We start from the raw sequence: 14,809 nt of genomic DNA on the forward strand, positions 1-14,809 counted from the left end.
CGGCGCCACACCCGCGCGGCGAGCGATAATGGCGGCCATGGCAATCCTCCCGATCGTGATCGTCGGCGACCCCGTGCTGCACAACCCCACCGCCCCGGTCACCGAGACCCCGGCCGAGCTGGCCGAGCTGATCGCGGACATGTTCGAGACGCTGGAGGCGTCCAAGGGGGTCGGCCTCGCCGCCAATCAGGTCGGCGTCGGCAAGCGGCTGTTCGTCTACGACTGCCCCGATGTGACCGAGTCTGGCGAGCAGGTCCGTCGCAAGGGTGTCGTGGTGAATCCGGTGCTGGAGACCTCCGAGATCCCGGAGACCATGCCCGACCCCGACGACGACGAGGAAGGCTGCCTGTCCGTCCCCGGCGAGCAGTTCCCGACCGGCCGCGCCGACTGGGCCAGGGTGACCGGCACCGACGAGAAGGGCGAGCCGGTCGAGCTGGAGGGCACCGGCTTCTTCGCGCGGATGCTCCAGCACGAGGTCGGCCATCTCGACGGCTACCTCTACGTCGACGTGCTCATCGGCCGCAACGCGCGTGCCGCCAAGAAGGCGATCAAGCGCAACGGCTGGGGCGCCCCGGGTCTGAGCTGGATTCCGGGCACCGTGCCGGATCCGTTCGGCCATGACGACTGACCCCGCCGCCTCGCAGATCCCCCTCGGCAAGCGGGTCGTCCTGCGCTACCGGCACAGCGACGGCGACATCCAGCCACTGACCGACGTGATCGGCGAGCTGGTCTCGCTGACCCCGCCGTCGGTGCGCACCGCGGCGGGCGAGCTGGTCAGCGTCGCGCCCGACCGGGTGGTCGCGCTGAAAGCGCTCGGCCCCCGGCCGATCCGCACCGGCGAGATCCGCGCGCTCGAGACCGCCGCGGCCGCCGCGTGGCCGGGCAGCACCCACACCTGGATCGACGGCTGGCTGGTCCGCGCGGGCAACGGCTACACCCGCCGCGCGAACTCCGCTGTGCCGCTGGGCGTCTCCGGCACGCCCGCCGCGCTCACGGCGGACGCGCTCGAACGGGTCGCACGGTGGCTGGCCGATCGCGGCCTGCCGCTGACGCTGCAACTGCCCGACCGGCTCGCGCCGGTGCCGCCGGGCTGGAACACCTGGCAGGAGACCGTCGTCCTCGGCCTCGACATCGCCAATTTCGTGCTCCCCCAGGGGCCCTCGATGGTGCGGATCGCGGAGACGCCCGACCCCGCGTGGCTGGCGGTGCACCGGTACCGCGGCGAGGCACCCGTGGATCCCACAGTGCCCGAACCGGATCCGGCCGTGCTGACCGCCGTGCTCGACGGCGAACTCGGCTTCGCCTCGCTCGGTCTGCCCGAGCCGCTGGCCATCGCCCGCGGCGCGGTGACCAGCGCACCGGACGGCCGCCGCTGGATCGGCCTGACCTGTGTGGCCGTCGCCGCCGCGCACCGTCGCAACGGCCTCGGCGCGCTGGTGTGCGCCGAGCTCGTCCGCTGGGGGCACGAACGCGGCGCCACCCACGCCTACGTGCAGGTCGAGGTCGGCAACGCCGCCGCGCTCGCGCTCTACCGCGAGCTGGGTTTCCTCGAACACCACAGCTACCGCTATGCCGCGCCCGGCGCGGGCGATCCCCGGAAGGGCACCTAGTGCGTCTCGCGACCTGGAACGTCAATTCGATCCGCTCCCGCATCGACCGGGTGGCGGCCTTCCTCGACCGGCACGACATCGACGTGCTGGCCATGCAGGAGACGAAGTGCCGCGACGACCAGTTCCCGTTCGAGCGCTTCGACGAGCTCGGCTACGAGGTCGCGCACGTGGGCGTCAACCAGTGGAACGGCGTCGCCATCGCCTCGCGGGTCGGCCTCGCCGAGGTCGAGGCCGCGTTCCCCGGCCAGCCGGGCTTCGACAAGGACGCGGGCGCCTCGCTGCTGTCCTCGCCGGTCGTCGAGTCGCGCGCGATCGGCGCCACCTGCGGCGGGGTCCGGGTGTGGAGCCTGTACGTGCCCAACGGACGCGCGCTCGACGACCCGCACTACACCTACAAGCTCGCCTGGCTCGCCGCCCTGCGGGACGAGGCGCGGCGCTGGCTGGCCGAGGACCCCGGCTCGCCCATCGCCCTCGTCGGCGACTGGAACATCGCGCCGACCGACGACGACGTGTGGTCGCCGGAGTTCTTCCGCGGCAAGACCCACACCTCCGAGCCGGAGCGCGCGGCCTTCCAGGCCCTGCTCGACACCGGATTCGCCGACGTCATGCGGCCTTTCGCGCCGGGGCCCGGCGTCTACACCTACTGGGATTACACCCAGTTGCGCTTCCCCCGCAAGGAGGGCATGCGCATCGATTTCATCCTCGGCTCCCCCGCGCTCGCCGCGGCCGTCACCGACACGACGGTCGACCGCGACGAGCGAAAGGGCAAGGGCGCCAGCGATCACGCCCCCGTGATCACCGAGTTCACGCTCTGAGCGAAGTCGCGGGGCCCGCGGCCCGGCCGTAGCGCTCGCGCCCCAGCGCGGGGGTGACCACCACCGGGTCGGCCGGTTCCCCCGCGGCGAGGTGTTCGGCGTAGAGCCGGGCCGTCATCGGCCCGAGGAACCCGCCGAGCACCCTCAGCTTCAGCCGCTCGTCGCTCAGCGCGGCGACCGCGGCGCGCACCACCGGGCGCTGGGCGGCGTCGAGCAGGCCGGGCTGATCGAACCCGCCGGTGACCCGCATCCACCGCGGCAGCGAGGCGATGGTGGCCGGGGCGATCAGCCTGCTGCCCGCCCAGAACCGCAGCCCGCGATCCCGGGGCGTGCGCAGCAGGTAGTGCATGCCGCGGTGCGCGCGTTCGGAGACGCACAGCGTCGGCCGCACCCGTTCGAAGTACTCCCTGACCTCGGCGCGCGAGCGTGGCACGTCGCCCGGCTTACAGGTCTGCAGCTCGGCCGCGATCACGCACTCGGCCCAGTACCGGTCCTCCTCCTCCCGGCTCAGCGGCCCCGGCCCGTAGAGCTCGTAGCATTTGAGCACCGAATGCCAGCCGGTCACGTGGATCCACAGCTGCGAAGCGGGATTGTTGGCGCTGTAGCGCTTTCCGGTGATCGGCTCGACGCCGGTCGCCTGCGCGTGCACGGCCATCAGGCGCTCGCTGGCCTCGATCGCCATGCGGCTGTCGGCGACGGCCGCGATCAGGAAGTAGGCGAAGGTGTGGTCGAGGCGGCCCGAGGGGTCGGCGTAGATGCCGTTGACGTCGGCCACGGCGGCGGTCAGGGCGGGGTCGAAGTGTTCGAGCACCACCGCGCGCTGGAAGCCGATCACCGCGGTCGGCGCGGTCCACACCTTCCAGGTCGGCGAGCCGGGCCCGAAGAAGCCGTAGTCGACCTCGCGGACGGTGCGCGCGGGGGCATCGAACTGGGGGCGGTCGTCGAGTGTCATGGCGGTCCTCCTCACGCGTTCATCTCGTAGGCGCCCGCCAGCGACCGGGCCATGGCGTAGACGGCGTCGAAGCGCCGCGGGTCGGCGGCGGGCCGCCGCACCAGGTCCAGCGCCCGCTTCTGCTGGGCGGCGGTCGCGGTCGGCTTGCTGTGCAGGGTCAGCGCGTGCCGGGAGAAGTCGCGCACGAACCCGTCGAACAGCTGGTCGAGGACGGCGGGGTCGGTGCCCTCGATCCCGGCCTGTTCCAGGATCAGCTGGGCATACGGCACCGCGGTGAACAGTTCGCCGACGGCGAAGAGGAAGTCGACGTCGCGCTGCTGCTCGGCGGTCGGCGGGGCGGCGGCGAGCAGGGCCTGGAAGGCACGGACCTGCTCGAGGAAGAGCGCGACGTTGGGGATGTCGGCGTACCCCTCGAACACCGGCAGCCAGTCGGCGAAGCGGATCCGGCCGAGGCCGGCGCTCGGGCCCTGGCGGAACAGGAACTCGTCGTCGGCGCTGTCGCGGCGGGTCGGCACGGGGGCGTAGGCGGCACCGGCGAATTCGCGGCGCAGCGGACCGAGGACGGCGCTCGCGCGCGGCGTCAGCCTGCGGCTCGACCAGGACAGCGCGGTCGCCACGGCCCGCGTCGCCGCGGCAGGCGCGACCGCGGCGCCGGGCAGCGAGCGCAGCGCGGCCAGCCCGGCGTCGGCGGGATGGAACATGTAGTTGGCCATGAACTTCAGCGACAGCGCCATGTTCACGTGCACGGTGCCCTCGAGCCGGGGCAGGCCGAACAGCGCGGTCATGGCCAGCGGGAAGTACATGTCGTTCTCGAAGCCGCGCGCGGCGATCACGTCGGCCAGGTCCTCGATGACGCGCTGGCCCTGCCGGGTCACCGACATCTTCTCGATGGCGTTGAACAGCAGGTAGCGGCGGTCCTCGTCGCCCGCGGCGCGCAGGTAGTCGATCGCCCGTTCGCTGTAGAGCTTCATGCCGAGCAGGCGGGCATAGGTGTCGGTGATCAGCGCGCGCACCTGCGGGAACTCGGTGACGCGGTGGCCGAACAGGATCCGGTTGTCGGCGTGGTCGATCGCCTCGTAGAAGGCGTGTTCGCACGCGCCGATCGCGCCGAAGCCGAGGTTGAACTTGCCGACGTTGACGGTGTTCATGGCGGCGTGGAAGGCGTCCTCGCCGGTGTGCAGGATGTCTTCCTCGGCGACCGGGTAGTTCTCCAGATCGAAGGCGGCGACGTAGATCTGGGAGGCGACCACGTTCTTGCGCAGCCGGTACGCCTCGTGCTGGGAGTCGGCGACGAAGAACAGGTAGCCCTCGTAGTCGGCGTCGGTCGGCTTGCCGCGCAGGGCGGCGGCGCTGTCGATGATCGGTTTGTCGGCGCGGCGGCCGAACACCGAGACCATGCGGGCCAGGTTGCCGTTGCCGATGTAGTACTTGCCGCCGGTCGCGGTGTAGCTCCCGTCGGCCTGGGGGTCGACGATCATGTCGGTGGAGTACACGTCGGCGCCGTGCGCCCGTTCGGACAGGCCGAAGGCGAAGATCTCGCCCGCGTCGAGCTGGGCCGCGGCCTTGCGCTTGGCGGCGGTGTTGCGGCTCTGCCAGATCGGGCCGAGGCCGAGGATGGTGACCTGCCAGACGTACCAGTAGGTCATGCCGTAGAAGCCGAAGATCTCGCTGAGCATGGCGTTGCGGGCGGTGTCCCAGCGCTTGTCCGGGTCGCCCGCGGCGAACTCGGCGGGCGTCAGGAAGGTGGCGAACAGTCGCTCCCGGCGCACGAACTCGACGAACTCGGCGGGCCATACCCGCTCGTGGTCGTCGCGGATCAGCTGCTTCTTGCCGCGGGTCTCGAACCACTCGACGACCTTGCGCAGCAACTCGCGCGTGGCCGGATCGAACTGCGCGAAGTCGCTGTTCTTCGGGTGGAACAGGGCCTGGGTCATCGTCGACTCCTTCGAGGCGGAGGCCGCGGTGCGCAACCTTCCTACATCAATGTAGCAACTATTCCTACACTACGGTAGGAATGTGTGCCGCATTGCTATGGTGGAGGTCATGGGTAGCGAGACCGCCGTGGCACGGCGACGACGAGCCGCACACCTGGGTCCGGAACGCCGCCGCCCGCAGGTGCTGGACGCGGCGCTGGCCATCGCCGTCGAGGATGGGATCGCCGCGGTGACCATGGGGGCCGTCGCCGAACGCATGGGCGTGACGAGGCCGGTCGTCTACGCCTGCTTCCCCGACCGCGTCCAGATGATCGACGCCCTGCTCGAGCGGGAGGAGACCTACCTCATCTCCGGCGTCCTCGAGGTGCTCCCGCCGCGCACCACCGACGCCGACGAGACCGTCTTCGTCGAGGGCTTCCGCGCGCTGCTGCACCAGGCCGCGGCCCGGCCCGACGCGTGGCGACTGGTCTACGGCAACCCCGACCCGGCGGTGGCGGGCTCCTTCGGCCGCGGCCGCACCCTGGCCGTCGCCCGCTGTACCGCGCTGCTGCGGCCGACCCTGCACGCGTGGGGCACCGCCGACGCCGAGCGCAAACTGCCCGCACTCGTCGAACTGTGGGTCTCCGCGGGCGAGAGCGCGGTCCGCACCCTGCTGGCCGACGAGGGCGGGTGGACCCCCGACGAACTCGGCGAATTCGTCGGCGCGGCCGTCTTCCGCGCGTTGCGCTCGGCCTGAGGCATAGCATGGAGTGAGCTGTCCGACCGGTTCGCGGGAGGTGTGCTCATGACGTTCTATCGCCGGGTTGGCTCGGTGCCGCCGAAACGGCACACGCAGCATCGCGACGCCCACGGCGCCCTCTACTACGAGGAGCTGATGGGCGAGGAGGGCTTCTCCGGCGACTCGTCGCTGCTCTACCACCGCGGCCTGCCGCCGGGCATCGTCGACTCGACGGTCTGGGAGCTGCCCGACCAGTCCACCGTGGCCAATCACCCGCTGCGGCACCGGCATCTGCGGCTGCACCGGCTCTTCCCCGGCGACACCCCGGACGACACCGACCCCGTGACCGGCCGCAGGCTGCTGCTGGCCAACAGCGACGTGCGGCTGGCCTACGTGGCGGCCCGGCGGCCGTCCCCGCTGTACCGCAACGCCATCGGCGACGAGCTGGTCTACGTGGAATCCGGTGCGGCCGTGCTCGAGTCGGTGTTCGGCACGCTGTCCGTGCACCGGGGACACCAGGTCGTCGTGCCCCGCGCGACCACCCACCGCTGGCTGCCGGCCGGACCGGAACCGTTGCGCGCCTATGTCATCGAGGCGTCGAGCCATCTGACGCCGCCGAAGCGGTACCTGTCGCGGTTCGGGCAGCTGCTGGAGAACGCGCCCTACTGCGAGCGGGACCTGCTCGGGCCGTCCGAGCCGCTGCTCGCCGAGGGGGAGAACGTCGAAGTGCTGGTCAAACACCGGCCGGCCGGGCACGTCGTCGGCACCCGGATGGTCTACGCGACACACCCGTTCGACGTGGTCGGCTGGGACGGCTGCCTGTACCCGTACGCCCTCGACATCGCCGACTTCGAGCCGATCACCGGCCGCGTGCACCAGCCGCCGCCGGTCCACCAGGTGTTCGAGGGGGTGAACTTCGTGGTCTGCGACTTCGTGCCGCGCAAGGTCGACTACCACCCGCTGTCGATCCCGGTGCCCTACTACCACTCCAATGTCGACTCCGACGAGATCATGTTCTACTGCGGCGGGAACTACGAGGCGCGCAAGGGGTCCGGCATCGAGCAGGGCTCGGTGTCGGTGCACCCCGGCGGGTACGCGCACGGCCCGCAGCCGGGCGCCTACGAGCGCAGCATCGGCGTGGAGTTCTTCGACGAACTGGCCGTCATGGTCGACACCTTCCGTCCGCTCGGGCTCGGCGAGGGCGCGCTGGCCTGCGAGGATCCGGCCTACGCCTGGACCTGGGCGGGACGCGACCCTGGCACGGGGCACGCATGACGGCGCTGGTGCGGGTGCGGCCGGCGCCGGATTCGCTGTGGGGCAGCGAGAACCTGCCCTACAGCGTCTTCACCGACGCCTCCGGGGACTTCCGCGTCGGCGTGCGCTACGGCGACGCCGTGCTCGATCTGGCCGCGCTGCTGCCGGATCCGGTCTTCGCCCGGCCCACCCTCAACGACTTCCTCGCCCGTGGGCCGCGGTACTGGCGGGAGACCCGCGCGCGGGTGCGGGACCTGTGCGACACGGCCCTGCCCGCCGAGGCGGTGTTCGCGGTCGACGACGTGCGGCTGAAACTGCCCCTCGGCATCGGCGACTACGTCGACTTCTACGCCGGGCTCGAACACGCCACCAACCTGGGCAGGCTGTTCCGCCCCGGCGGTGACCCGCTCCTGCCGAACTGGCGGCACCTGCCGGTGGGCTATCACGGCAGGGCGGGCACGGTGGTGGTGTCGGGCACCGACATCGCCCGGCCGTGCGGCCAGCACCGGACCGGGACGGACGCGCCGGTCTTCGGCCCCTCGCAGCGCCTCGACATCGAGGCCGAGCTGGGGTTCGTGATCGGGGTCGGCTCGGCCCTCGGGCGGCCGGTGGCGGTGGACGAGTTCGCCGACCACGTCTTCGGGGTGGGCCTGGTCAACGACTGGTCGGCGCGCGACATCCAGGCCTGGGAGTACCAGCCGCTCGGCCCCTTCCTCGGCAAGTCCTTCGCCACCTCGCTGTCGGCCTGGATCACGCCCCTGGACGCGCTCGCCGCCGCGCGCGTGCCGCTCCCCGCCCAGGAGCCCGAGCCGCTGCCGTACCTGCGCGGCGACGGCGACCACGGCTACGCCGTCGACCTGACCGTGTCCTGGAATGGCACACCGGTCTCGCGTCCGCCCTACGCGGGCATGTACTGGTCGCCGGCGCAGATGCTGGCCCATCTCACCGTCAACGGCGCCTCGACCCGGCCGGGCGACCTCTACGCCTCGGGCACGATCTCCGGCCCGGAGCCCGGCCAGCGCGGCTCGCTGCTGGAACTGTGCTGGGGCGGGGCCGAGCCGGTCGACCTCGACGGCACGCCCCGCACGTTCCTCGCCGACGGCGACGAGATCACCATCACCGCGACCGCGCCGGGCACCGCCGGGCGGCCCATCGGGCTCGGCGAGGTCCGCGGCCGGATCCTGCCCCCGCACCGGCGCTAGAAGAAGATCGGAAAAAGATTCGCGCCGGTGTCGATCGACCGGGTGTCCCGTTCGACCCAGTGGTGAGAGGGTCCACACGGGACCACCGACAACGCAAGGAGCAGACGATGAAGTACATGCTGATCATGCGCGCCACCGACGAGTCCTGGGCCGCCCTCGGCGAGATCCCGTTCGAGACCATGATCGAGACCATGGGCCGCTACAACGACGAACTCATCCGCGCGGGCGTGCTGGTCGCCGCCGAGGGGCTGGAGGACGCGGCCGAGACCGTGGTCATCGACCATTCGTCCGAGACCCCGGTCGTCACCGACGGCCCGTACGGCGAGACCAAGGAACTGTTCGGCGGCTTCTACATCCTCGACGTCGCCTCCAAGGAGGAGGCGGTGGAATGGGCCAAGCGCGCCCCGATCAACGGCCCCGGGGTCAAGACCGAGATCCGGCGGGTGACCTCGATCGACGAGTTCCCCCAGGACAACGAGTGGATCAAGCGGGAGCGGGCCTGGCGCGAGGCCACCGGCCAGCTCTGAGCCGGGCCGATGCGTGAGCAGCACAGCGGGCGCGCCGCGGTCGCCGCGGTGTGGCGGATCGAATCCGCAAGGATCGTCGGCGCGCTCGCCCGCTACACCGGCGACTTCGCCTTCGCCGAGGACGTGGCCCAGGAGGCCCTGGCCGACGCCCTGGTGACCTGGCCGCGCGAGGGCGTCCCCGCCAACCCGGCCGGGTGGCTGCTCACCGTCGGGCGGCGGCGCGCCGTCGACGCGTTCCGCCGCCGGGCCGCGCTCGACGAGCGGTACGCCGCCTTCGCCCACGGTCTCGGCGAGGGCGGCGCGTACTCCGGCGGCGCCCCCGTCGACGACGACGGGGACCTGCCGTGGGATCCGGACCAGATCGACGACGATGTCGCGGCCCTGATCTTCACCGCTTGTCATCCGGTGCTGTCGAAGGAGGCGCGGGTCGCGCTGACCCTGCGGGTCGTCGGCGGCCTCACCAGCGACGAGATCGCCCGCGCCTTCCTCGTCCCGACGGCGACCGTGCAGGCACGGATCACCCGGGCCAAGAAGACGCTGGCCGCGGCGCGGGTGCCGTTCGCGGTGCCGCCCGCCGACCAGCGCGGCGAGCGGTTCGGGTCGGTGCTCAGCGTCGTCTACCTGATCTTCACCGAGGGCGCGGCCGCCGGCACCGGCCCGGGACCCATCCGGCTCGACCTGGCGACCGAGGCGCAGCGGCTGGCCCGCGTGCTCGCCCGCCTCGCCCCCGACGAACCCGAGGCGAACGGCCTGCTCGCCCTTCTCGAGCTCACCGCCGCGCGTTTCCCGGCGCGCACCGCCGCCGACGGCACCCCGGTCCTGCTCGAACAGCAGGACCGGCGCCGCTGGGATCGCGCCGCCATCGCCCGCGGCCGGGCCGCCCTGGCCCGCGCCGAGGCGGCCGGACGCGGCCTCGGCGCCTACGGCCTGCAGGCCGCCATCGCCGAATGCCACGCGGTCGCCCCCTCGGTCGCGGCGACCGACTGGGACCGGATCGTGCTGCTCTACGAGGCGCTCGGGCGGCTCGCGCCGTCGCCGGTGGTCGAGCTCAATCGCGTGGTCGCGGTGTCCATGGCCCGCGGGCCGGCGGCGGCGCTGCCGCTGGCCGACGAACTGGAGCGCTCGGGCGCCCTGGACGGCTCGCATCTGCTGCCGACCGTGCGCGGCGAACTGCTCACCCGCCTCGGCCGCACCGCGGCGGCCCGCGCCGAGCTGGAACGGGCCCTCGACCTGTGCCGCGGCGAGAGCGAACGCACGGTCCTGCGGCGCAAGCTCGCCGCCCTGCCTGCGGACTGAGCGGACCGCCCGCTCCCGCCCTGTGCCGGTCGTCACAACCGGGCCCCGGTGATAGCGCGGCGGCCTCCACCGGTGGTCGGAGGCGGTGGGGAATGAAGGTCCTCCCCCGGGCGGTGTCGAGGGTGCTCGCCGCCGGGCTACCGTGAATTCGCCGATTCCCCGAGAGAAAGCCACCCTCGATGCTGTCGACACTGGCCCGTACCGCCGTCGCCCGGCCGCGGGTGGTCCTGCTCACCGCGCTGGCCCTGATGGTGCTGTGCGGCGCGTTCGGCGCCACCGTGCAGTCCCACATGAAGTCCGGCGGCTTCGTCACCGCCGACCTCGACTCCGTCCGGGCGAGCCAGTACCTGAGCGAGCATTTCCCCGGCAGCCAGCCCAATTACGTCCTCGTGGTCACCGCACCCGGCGGCGCCGACTCCCCCGAGGCGAGGGCCGCGGGCGAGGACGCCGCCGCCGTGCTGCGCGCCCATCCGGAAGTCAGTGGGATGCAGTCGTATTGGTCGGCGCGGCCCGACCTGCGGCAGGCACTGCGCAGCACCGACGGCCGGCGCGCGCTGATCCTGGCGCGCATCGAGGGCGACGACGCGCAGTTGCCCGAGCGCGCCGACGCGATCAGCGAGGAGGTGACCCGCGAGGGTCCGGTGAGCATCCGGGCGGGCGGGCTCGGCGCCACCTTCTCCGACATCAACATCCAGATCAGCAAGGACCTGGTCGTCGCGGAGGCCATCGCCGTTCCGGTCACCGGCCTGCTGCTGGCGCTGGTGTTCGGCAGCCTGGTCGCGGCCGCCCTGCCGATCGCCATCGGCCTGTTCGCCATCGCGGCCGCGCTCGGCATCCTGCGGGCGCTCACCGCGCTGACCGACGTGTCGGTGTTCGCGCTGAACATGACCACCGCGCTCGGGCTGGCGCTGGCCATCGACTACAGCCTGTTCATCGTCAGCCGCTACCGCGAGGAGCGGGAGAACGGTCTCTCCGCCGAGGCGGCGGTGCTGAGGTCCATCGCGACCGCGGGCCGGACGGTCGTCTACTCGGCGCTGGTCGTCGCCCTGTCGCTGTCGGCGCTGCTGGTGTTCCCGCAGTACTTCTTCAAGTCCTTCGCCTACGCGGGCATCGCGGTCGTCGCCGCGGCGACGACGCTCGCGGCGGTGCTTGTGCTGCCCGCCTGCCTGATCCTGGTCGGCGACCGGATCGACGCGGGCGACCTGCGCACCCCGCTGCGCCGGCTGCTGCGGATGCCGCCGCGCCGGGAGAAGCAGCCACAGGAGACCTTCTGGTACCGCCTGGTCAAGGGGGTCATGCGCCGCCCGGTGCCGGTCGCGGTGGTCACCACGGCCTTCCTGCTGCTGCTCGGCGCGCCGTTCCTCGGCGTGCAATTCGGGTATCCGGACGACCGCGCGCTGCCGCCCGGCGTGGCCAGCCGCGATGTCGGCGACATCCTGCGCTCGGAATTCCAGGCCGACATGGCCTCCAGCGCGACCGTGGTCCTGCCCGGGTTCGCCGGCTCTCCCGCCGACCTCGGCGCCTACGCCGACGCCCTGTCCAGGGTCCCCGACGTGCCCGCGGTGCTGTCCAGCGAGGGCGTCTACCGCAACGGCCTGAAGATCGCCGCCGGGGTGCCCGAGATGCGGGCCGCCGACGGCGCCTACCTGACCGTCGCCACCGGGCTCGATCCGTACTCCGACGCGGGCGGCCACCAGCTCGACGCCGTCCGCGCGGTCCCCGCCCCCGGTGGGGCGCTGATCACCGGGCCCGCCGCCCTCAACCAGGACTCGGTCGAGGCGATCACCGGCCGCCTGCCGCTGGCGGGCGCGCTCATCGCGATCACCACGCTGGTGCTGCTGTTCCTGTTCACCGGCAGCGTGGTGCTGCCGGTGAAGGCGCTGGCGCTCAACATCATGTCGCTGACGGCGACCTTCGGCGCCATGGTGTGGATCTTCCAGGACGGGCACCTGTCGGGTCTGCTCGGTTTCACCCCGACCGGCACGCTCAATCTGGCCATGCCGATCCTGATGTTCAGCCTGGCCTTCGGCGCGTCGATGGACTACGAGGTCTTCCTGCTCTCCCGGATCCGCGAGGAATGGCTGGCCGGGCCGAAGACGACCGCGGGCAACACCGAGGCCGTGGCCATGGGCGTGGCGCGCACCGGCCGGATCTTCACCGCCGCCGCCCTGCTGATGAGCATCGTGTTCCTCGGCGTCGCCGGTTCGGGCGTGGCCATGATGAAGCTCTTCGGCCTCGGGTGCGCGCTCGCGGTGATCGCCGACGCCACCGTCATCCGCGGCCTGCTCGCCCCCGCGCTGATGCGGCTGATGGGCGTGTGGAACTGGTGGGCGCCGAAACCGCTCGTCGCCCTGCACGACCGCTTCGGCCTGCGGGAGGGCGAGGAACCGGCGGTGCGTGAGGACGTCCGCCCGCCGCTGGCGGATTCCGCCACTCGATAGCAAGCCGCCGGGGACAAGACCTACACTGCAAGGCGCCACGCACGCCCCGACCTCGAGGAGGGGCCCGCCGCGCAGCGGCGGTTCGCGGCCGTCCCGCCGATGGGAGGCCGTTGCGCAGGCGACGAAGGAGCAAGCAACGGCCTCCCATCGGCGGGACACACAGGCCGCGAACTCGAGCGCGTCAGCGCTCCACACAGCACGGGGGCTCGCACCAGCGGGCTGAGAGGACAGCTAGCCGTTTCGGCGCTCAGGGCTGTCGACCGTAGAACCTGTCCGGGTAATGCCGGCGTAGGGAGGAAGAACCATGGGCACTGCCACGTCTTCGCACGGGTCCTCCGGGCCCGTCGACACCGTCACCACCGGCCCCATCGAGGGCAGCGTCAAGCACTACCTCGAGGTCGACGACCTGCGCATCCCGGTGCGCCGGATCCACCTCACCAACGGCGAGACCTTCGACGTCTACGACACCTCCGGCCCGTACACCGACGACAGCGCGGTGATCGACGTCGAGGCCGGGCTGCCGAAGCTCCGCGACACGTGGGCCAAGCCCGCGATCGACGGCCCGCCGACCCAGCTGCACTGGGCGCGCCAGGGCGTGATCACCAGCGAGATGCGCTTCATCGCCGCCCGCGAGGGCGTCGACCCGGAGGTCGTGCGCGAGGAGGTCGCGGCCGGGCGCGCGGTCATCCCGGCCAATCACAAGCACCCGGAGCTCGAGCCGACCATCATCGGCAAGAAGTTCCTGGTCAAGATCAACGCCAACATCGGCAACTCGGCGGTGTCCTCCTCGATCGCCGAGGAGGTGGAGAAGATGGTGTGGGCCACTCGCTGGGGCGCCGACACCATCATGGACCTGTCGACCGGCAAGAACATCCACGAGACGCGCGAGTGGATCATGCGCAACTCCCCGGTCCCGGTCGGCACCGTGCCGATCTACCAGGCGCTGGAGAAAGTCAACGGCGATCCCACCAAGCTGACCTGGGAGATCTACCGCGACACCGTGATCGAGCAGTGCGAGCAGGGCGTCGACTACATGACGGTGCACGCCGGAGTGCTGCTGCGCTACATCCCGCTGACCGCCAAGCGGGTGACCGGCATCGTCTCGCGCGGCGGGTCCATCATGGCCGCGTGGTGCCTGGCCCATCACCGGGAATCGTTCCTCTACACCCACTTCGAGGAACTGTGCGAGATCCTGGCCCGCTACGACGTCACGTTCTCGCTCGGTGACGGCCTGCGCCCCGGCTCGATCGCCGACGCCAACGACGAGGCCCAGTTCGCCGAGCTGCGCACCCTCGGCGAACTGACCAAGATCGCGAAATCCCATGGCGTGCAGGTGATGATCGAGGGGCCCGGCCACGTCCCGATGCACAAGATCGTGGAGAACGTGCGGCTGGAGGAGGAGCTGTGCGAGGAGGCGCCCTTCTACACCCTCGGCCCGCTGGCCACCGACATCGCGCCCGCCTACGACCACATCACCTCCGCGATCGGTGCCGCGATCATCGCCCAGGCGGGCACCGCCATGCTCTGCTACGTCACCCCCAAGGAGCACCTCGGCCTGCCCAACCGGGACGACGTCAAGGTCGGCGTGATCACCTACAAGATCGCCGCCCACGCCGCCGACCTCGCCAAGGGCCACCCGCACGCGCAGGCCAGGGACAACGAATTGTCCAAGGCCCGTTTCGAGTTCCGGTGGGTGGACCAGTTCAACCTGGCGCTCGACCCCGACACGGCGCGCGAGTACCACGACGAGACCCTGCCCGCCGAGCCCGCCAAGACCGCGCACTTCTGCTCCATGTGCGGGCCGAAGTTCTGCTCCATGCGTATCTCGGCCGATGTCCGCGAATACGCCGAGAAGCAGGGCCTGACCGACGTGGCCGCCATCGAGGCGGGCATGGCGGAGAAGTCCGCCGAGTTCGCCGAGCACGGCGGCAAGGTCTACCTGCCGGTCGTCTCCTGAGAAGAGCTGCCGTCGAATAGCTTTCGTATTCGATCTGCGCTACCGTTTCCGGTTCACCTGCCTGCGGGGTGGTGGGTGGACCGATAAACGGCGGGGGGCTGTG

At 71.7% G+C, this 14,809-nt stretch carries 12 protein-coding genes; 10 read left to right on the top strand and 2 right to left on the bottom strand.

The features are described from left to right. Positions 1-37: 37 nt before the first annotated feature. The 3 genes from ON36_RS26110 to ON36_RS26120 are packed head-to-tail and all read left to right on the top strand — an operon-like array spanning position 38 to position 2,425. Positions 38-628 carry a peptide deformylase gene (locus ON36_RS26110; RefSeq protein WP_043658968.1) on the top strand — a complete coding sequence of 197 codons (591 nt, stop codon included), beginning with the start codon at positions 38-40 and terminating at the stop codon, positions 626-628. After that, positions 618-1,610 carry an N-acetylglutamate synthase, CG3035 family gene (locus ON36_RS26115; protein WP_043658832.1) on the top strand — a complete coding sequence of 331 codons (993 nt, stop codon included), beginning with the start codon at positions 618-620 and terminating at the stop codon, positions 1,608-1,610. The genes ON36_RS26110 and ON36_RS26115 overlap by 11 nt, the downstream gene beginning before the upstream one ends. Further along, positions 1,610-2,425: an exodeoxyribonuclease III gene (locus tag ON36_RS26120; RefSeq protein WP_043658834.1), complete on the top strand. Its 816-nt coding sequence runs from the start codon at positions 1,610-1,612 to the stop codon at positions 2,423-2,425. The genes ON36_RS26115 and ON36_RS26120 overlap by 1 nt, the downstream gene beginning before the upstream one ends. On the opposite strand, the gene ON36_RS26125 is transcribed toward ON36_RS26120, so the two are convergent. Both ON36_RS26125 and ON36_RS26130 read right to left on the bottom strand, forming a co-directional pair. Continuing rightward, positions 2,415-3,377 carry an oxygenase MpaB family protein gene (locus tag ON36_RS26125; RefSeq protein WP_043658835.1) on the bottom strand — a complete coding sequence of 321 codons (963 nt, stop codon included), beginning with the start codon at positions 3,375-3,377 and terminating at the stop codon, positions 2,415-2,417. The genes ON36_RS26120 and ON36_RS26125 overlap by 11 nt on opposite strands. 11 nt (positions 3,378-3,388) lie before the next feature. After that, positions 3,389-5,311 (bottom strand): acyl-CoA dehydrogenase family protein, encoded by a 1,923-nt coding sequence (locus ON36_RS26130; RefSeq protein WP_043658969.1) that lies wholly within the window; start codon positions 5,309-5,311, stop codon positions 3,389-3,391. A 109-nt stretch (positions 5,312-5,420) separates the two neighbouring features. Here ON36_RS26130 and ON36_RS26135 point away from each other — a divergent pair, with 109 nt between their 5' ends. The 7 genes from ON36_RS26135 (at position 5,421) to thiC (ending at position 14,706) form a co-directional block, all read left to right on the top strand. Then, positions 5,421-6,047, top strand: coding sequence for a TetR/AcrR family transcriptional regulator (locus tag ON36_RS26135; RefSeq protein ID WP_043658970.1), 627 nt, complete (start codon positions 5,421-5,423; stop codon positions 6,045-6,047). Positions 6,048-6,095: 48 nt separating this feature from the next. Further along, positions 6,096-7,304 (top strand): homogentisate 1,2-dioxygenase, encoded by a 1,209-nt coding sequence (locus ON36_RS26140; protein WP_043658836.1) that lies wholly within the window; start codon positions 6,096-6,098, stop codon positions 7,302-7,304. After that, complete coding sequence (gene fahA, locus ON36_RS26145) at positions 7,301-8,485, top strand: fumarylacetoacetase (protein ID WP_052314362.1); 1,185 nt, start codon at positions 7,301-7,303, stop codon at positions 8,483-8,485. The genes ON36_RS26140 and fahA overlap by 4 nt, the downstream gene beginning before the upstream one ends. 107 nt (positions 8,486-8,592) lie before the next feature. Then, on the top strand, positions 8,593-9,012 hold the full coding sequence (locus ON36_RS26150; RefSeq protein WP_043658838.1) for a YciI family protein: 420 nt from the start codon (positions 8,593-8,595) through the stop codon (positions 9,010-9,012). Between the two features lie 9 nt (positions 9,013-9,021). After that, positions 9,022-10,308: an RNA polymerase sigma factor gene (locus ON36_RS26155; protein ID WP_043658840.1), complete on the top strand. Its 1,287-nt coding sequence runs from the start codon at positions 9,022-9,024 to the stop codon at positions 10,306-10,308. A gap of 179 nt (positions 10,309-10,487) precedes the next feature. Next, the gene (locus ON36_RS26160) at positions 10,488-12,749 is read left to right on the top strand and encodes an MMPL family transporter (RefSeq protein ID WP_043658842.1); all 2,262 of its coding nucleotides are present in this window, start codon (positions 10,488-10,490) and stop codon (positions 12,747-12,749) included. 304 nt (positions 12,750-13,053) lie between these two features. Beyond that, positions 13,054-14,706, top strand: coding sequence for a phosphomethylpyrimidine synthase ThiC (gene thiC / locus ON36_RS26165; RefSeq protein ID WP_043658845.1), 1,653 nt, complete (start codon positions 13,054-13,056; stop codon positions 14,704-14,706). Positions 14,707-14,809 lie beyond the last annotated feature (103 nt).

The sequence above is a fragment of the Nocardia thailandica NBRC 100428 genome (assembly GCF_000308795.1).
Lineage (GTDB): Bacteria > Actinomycetota > Actinomycetes > Mycobacteriales > Mycobacteriaceae > Nocardia > Nocardia thailandica.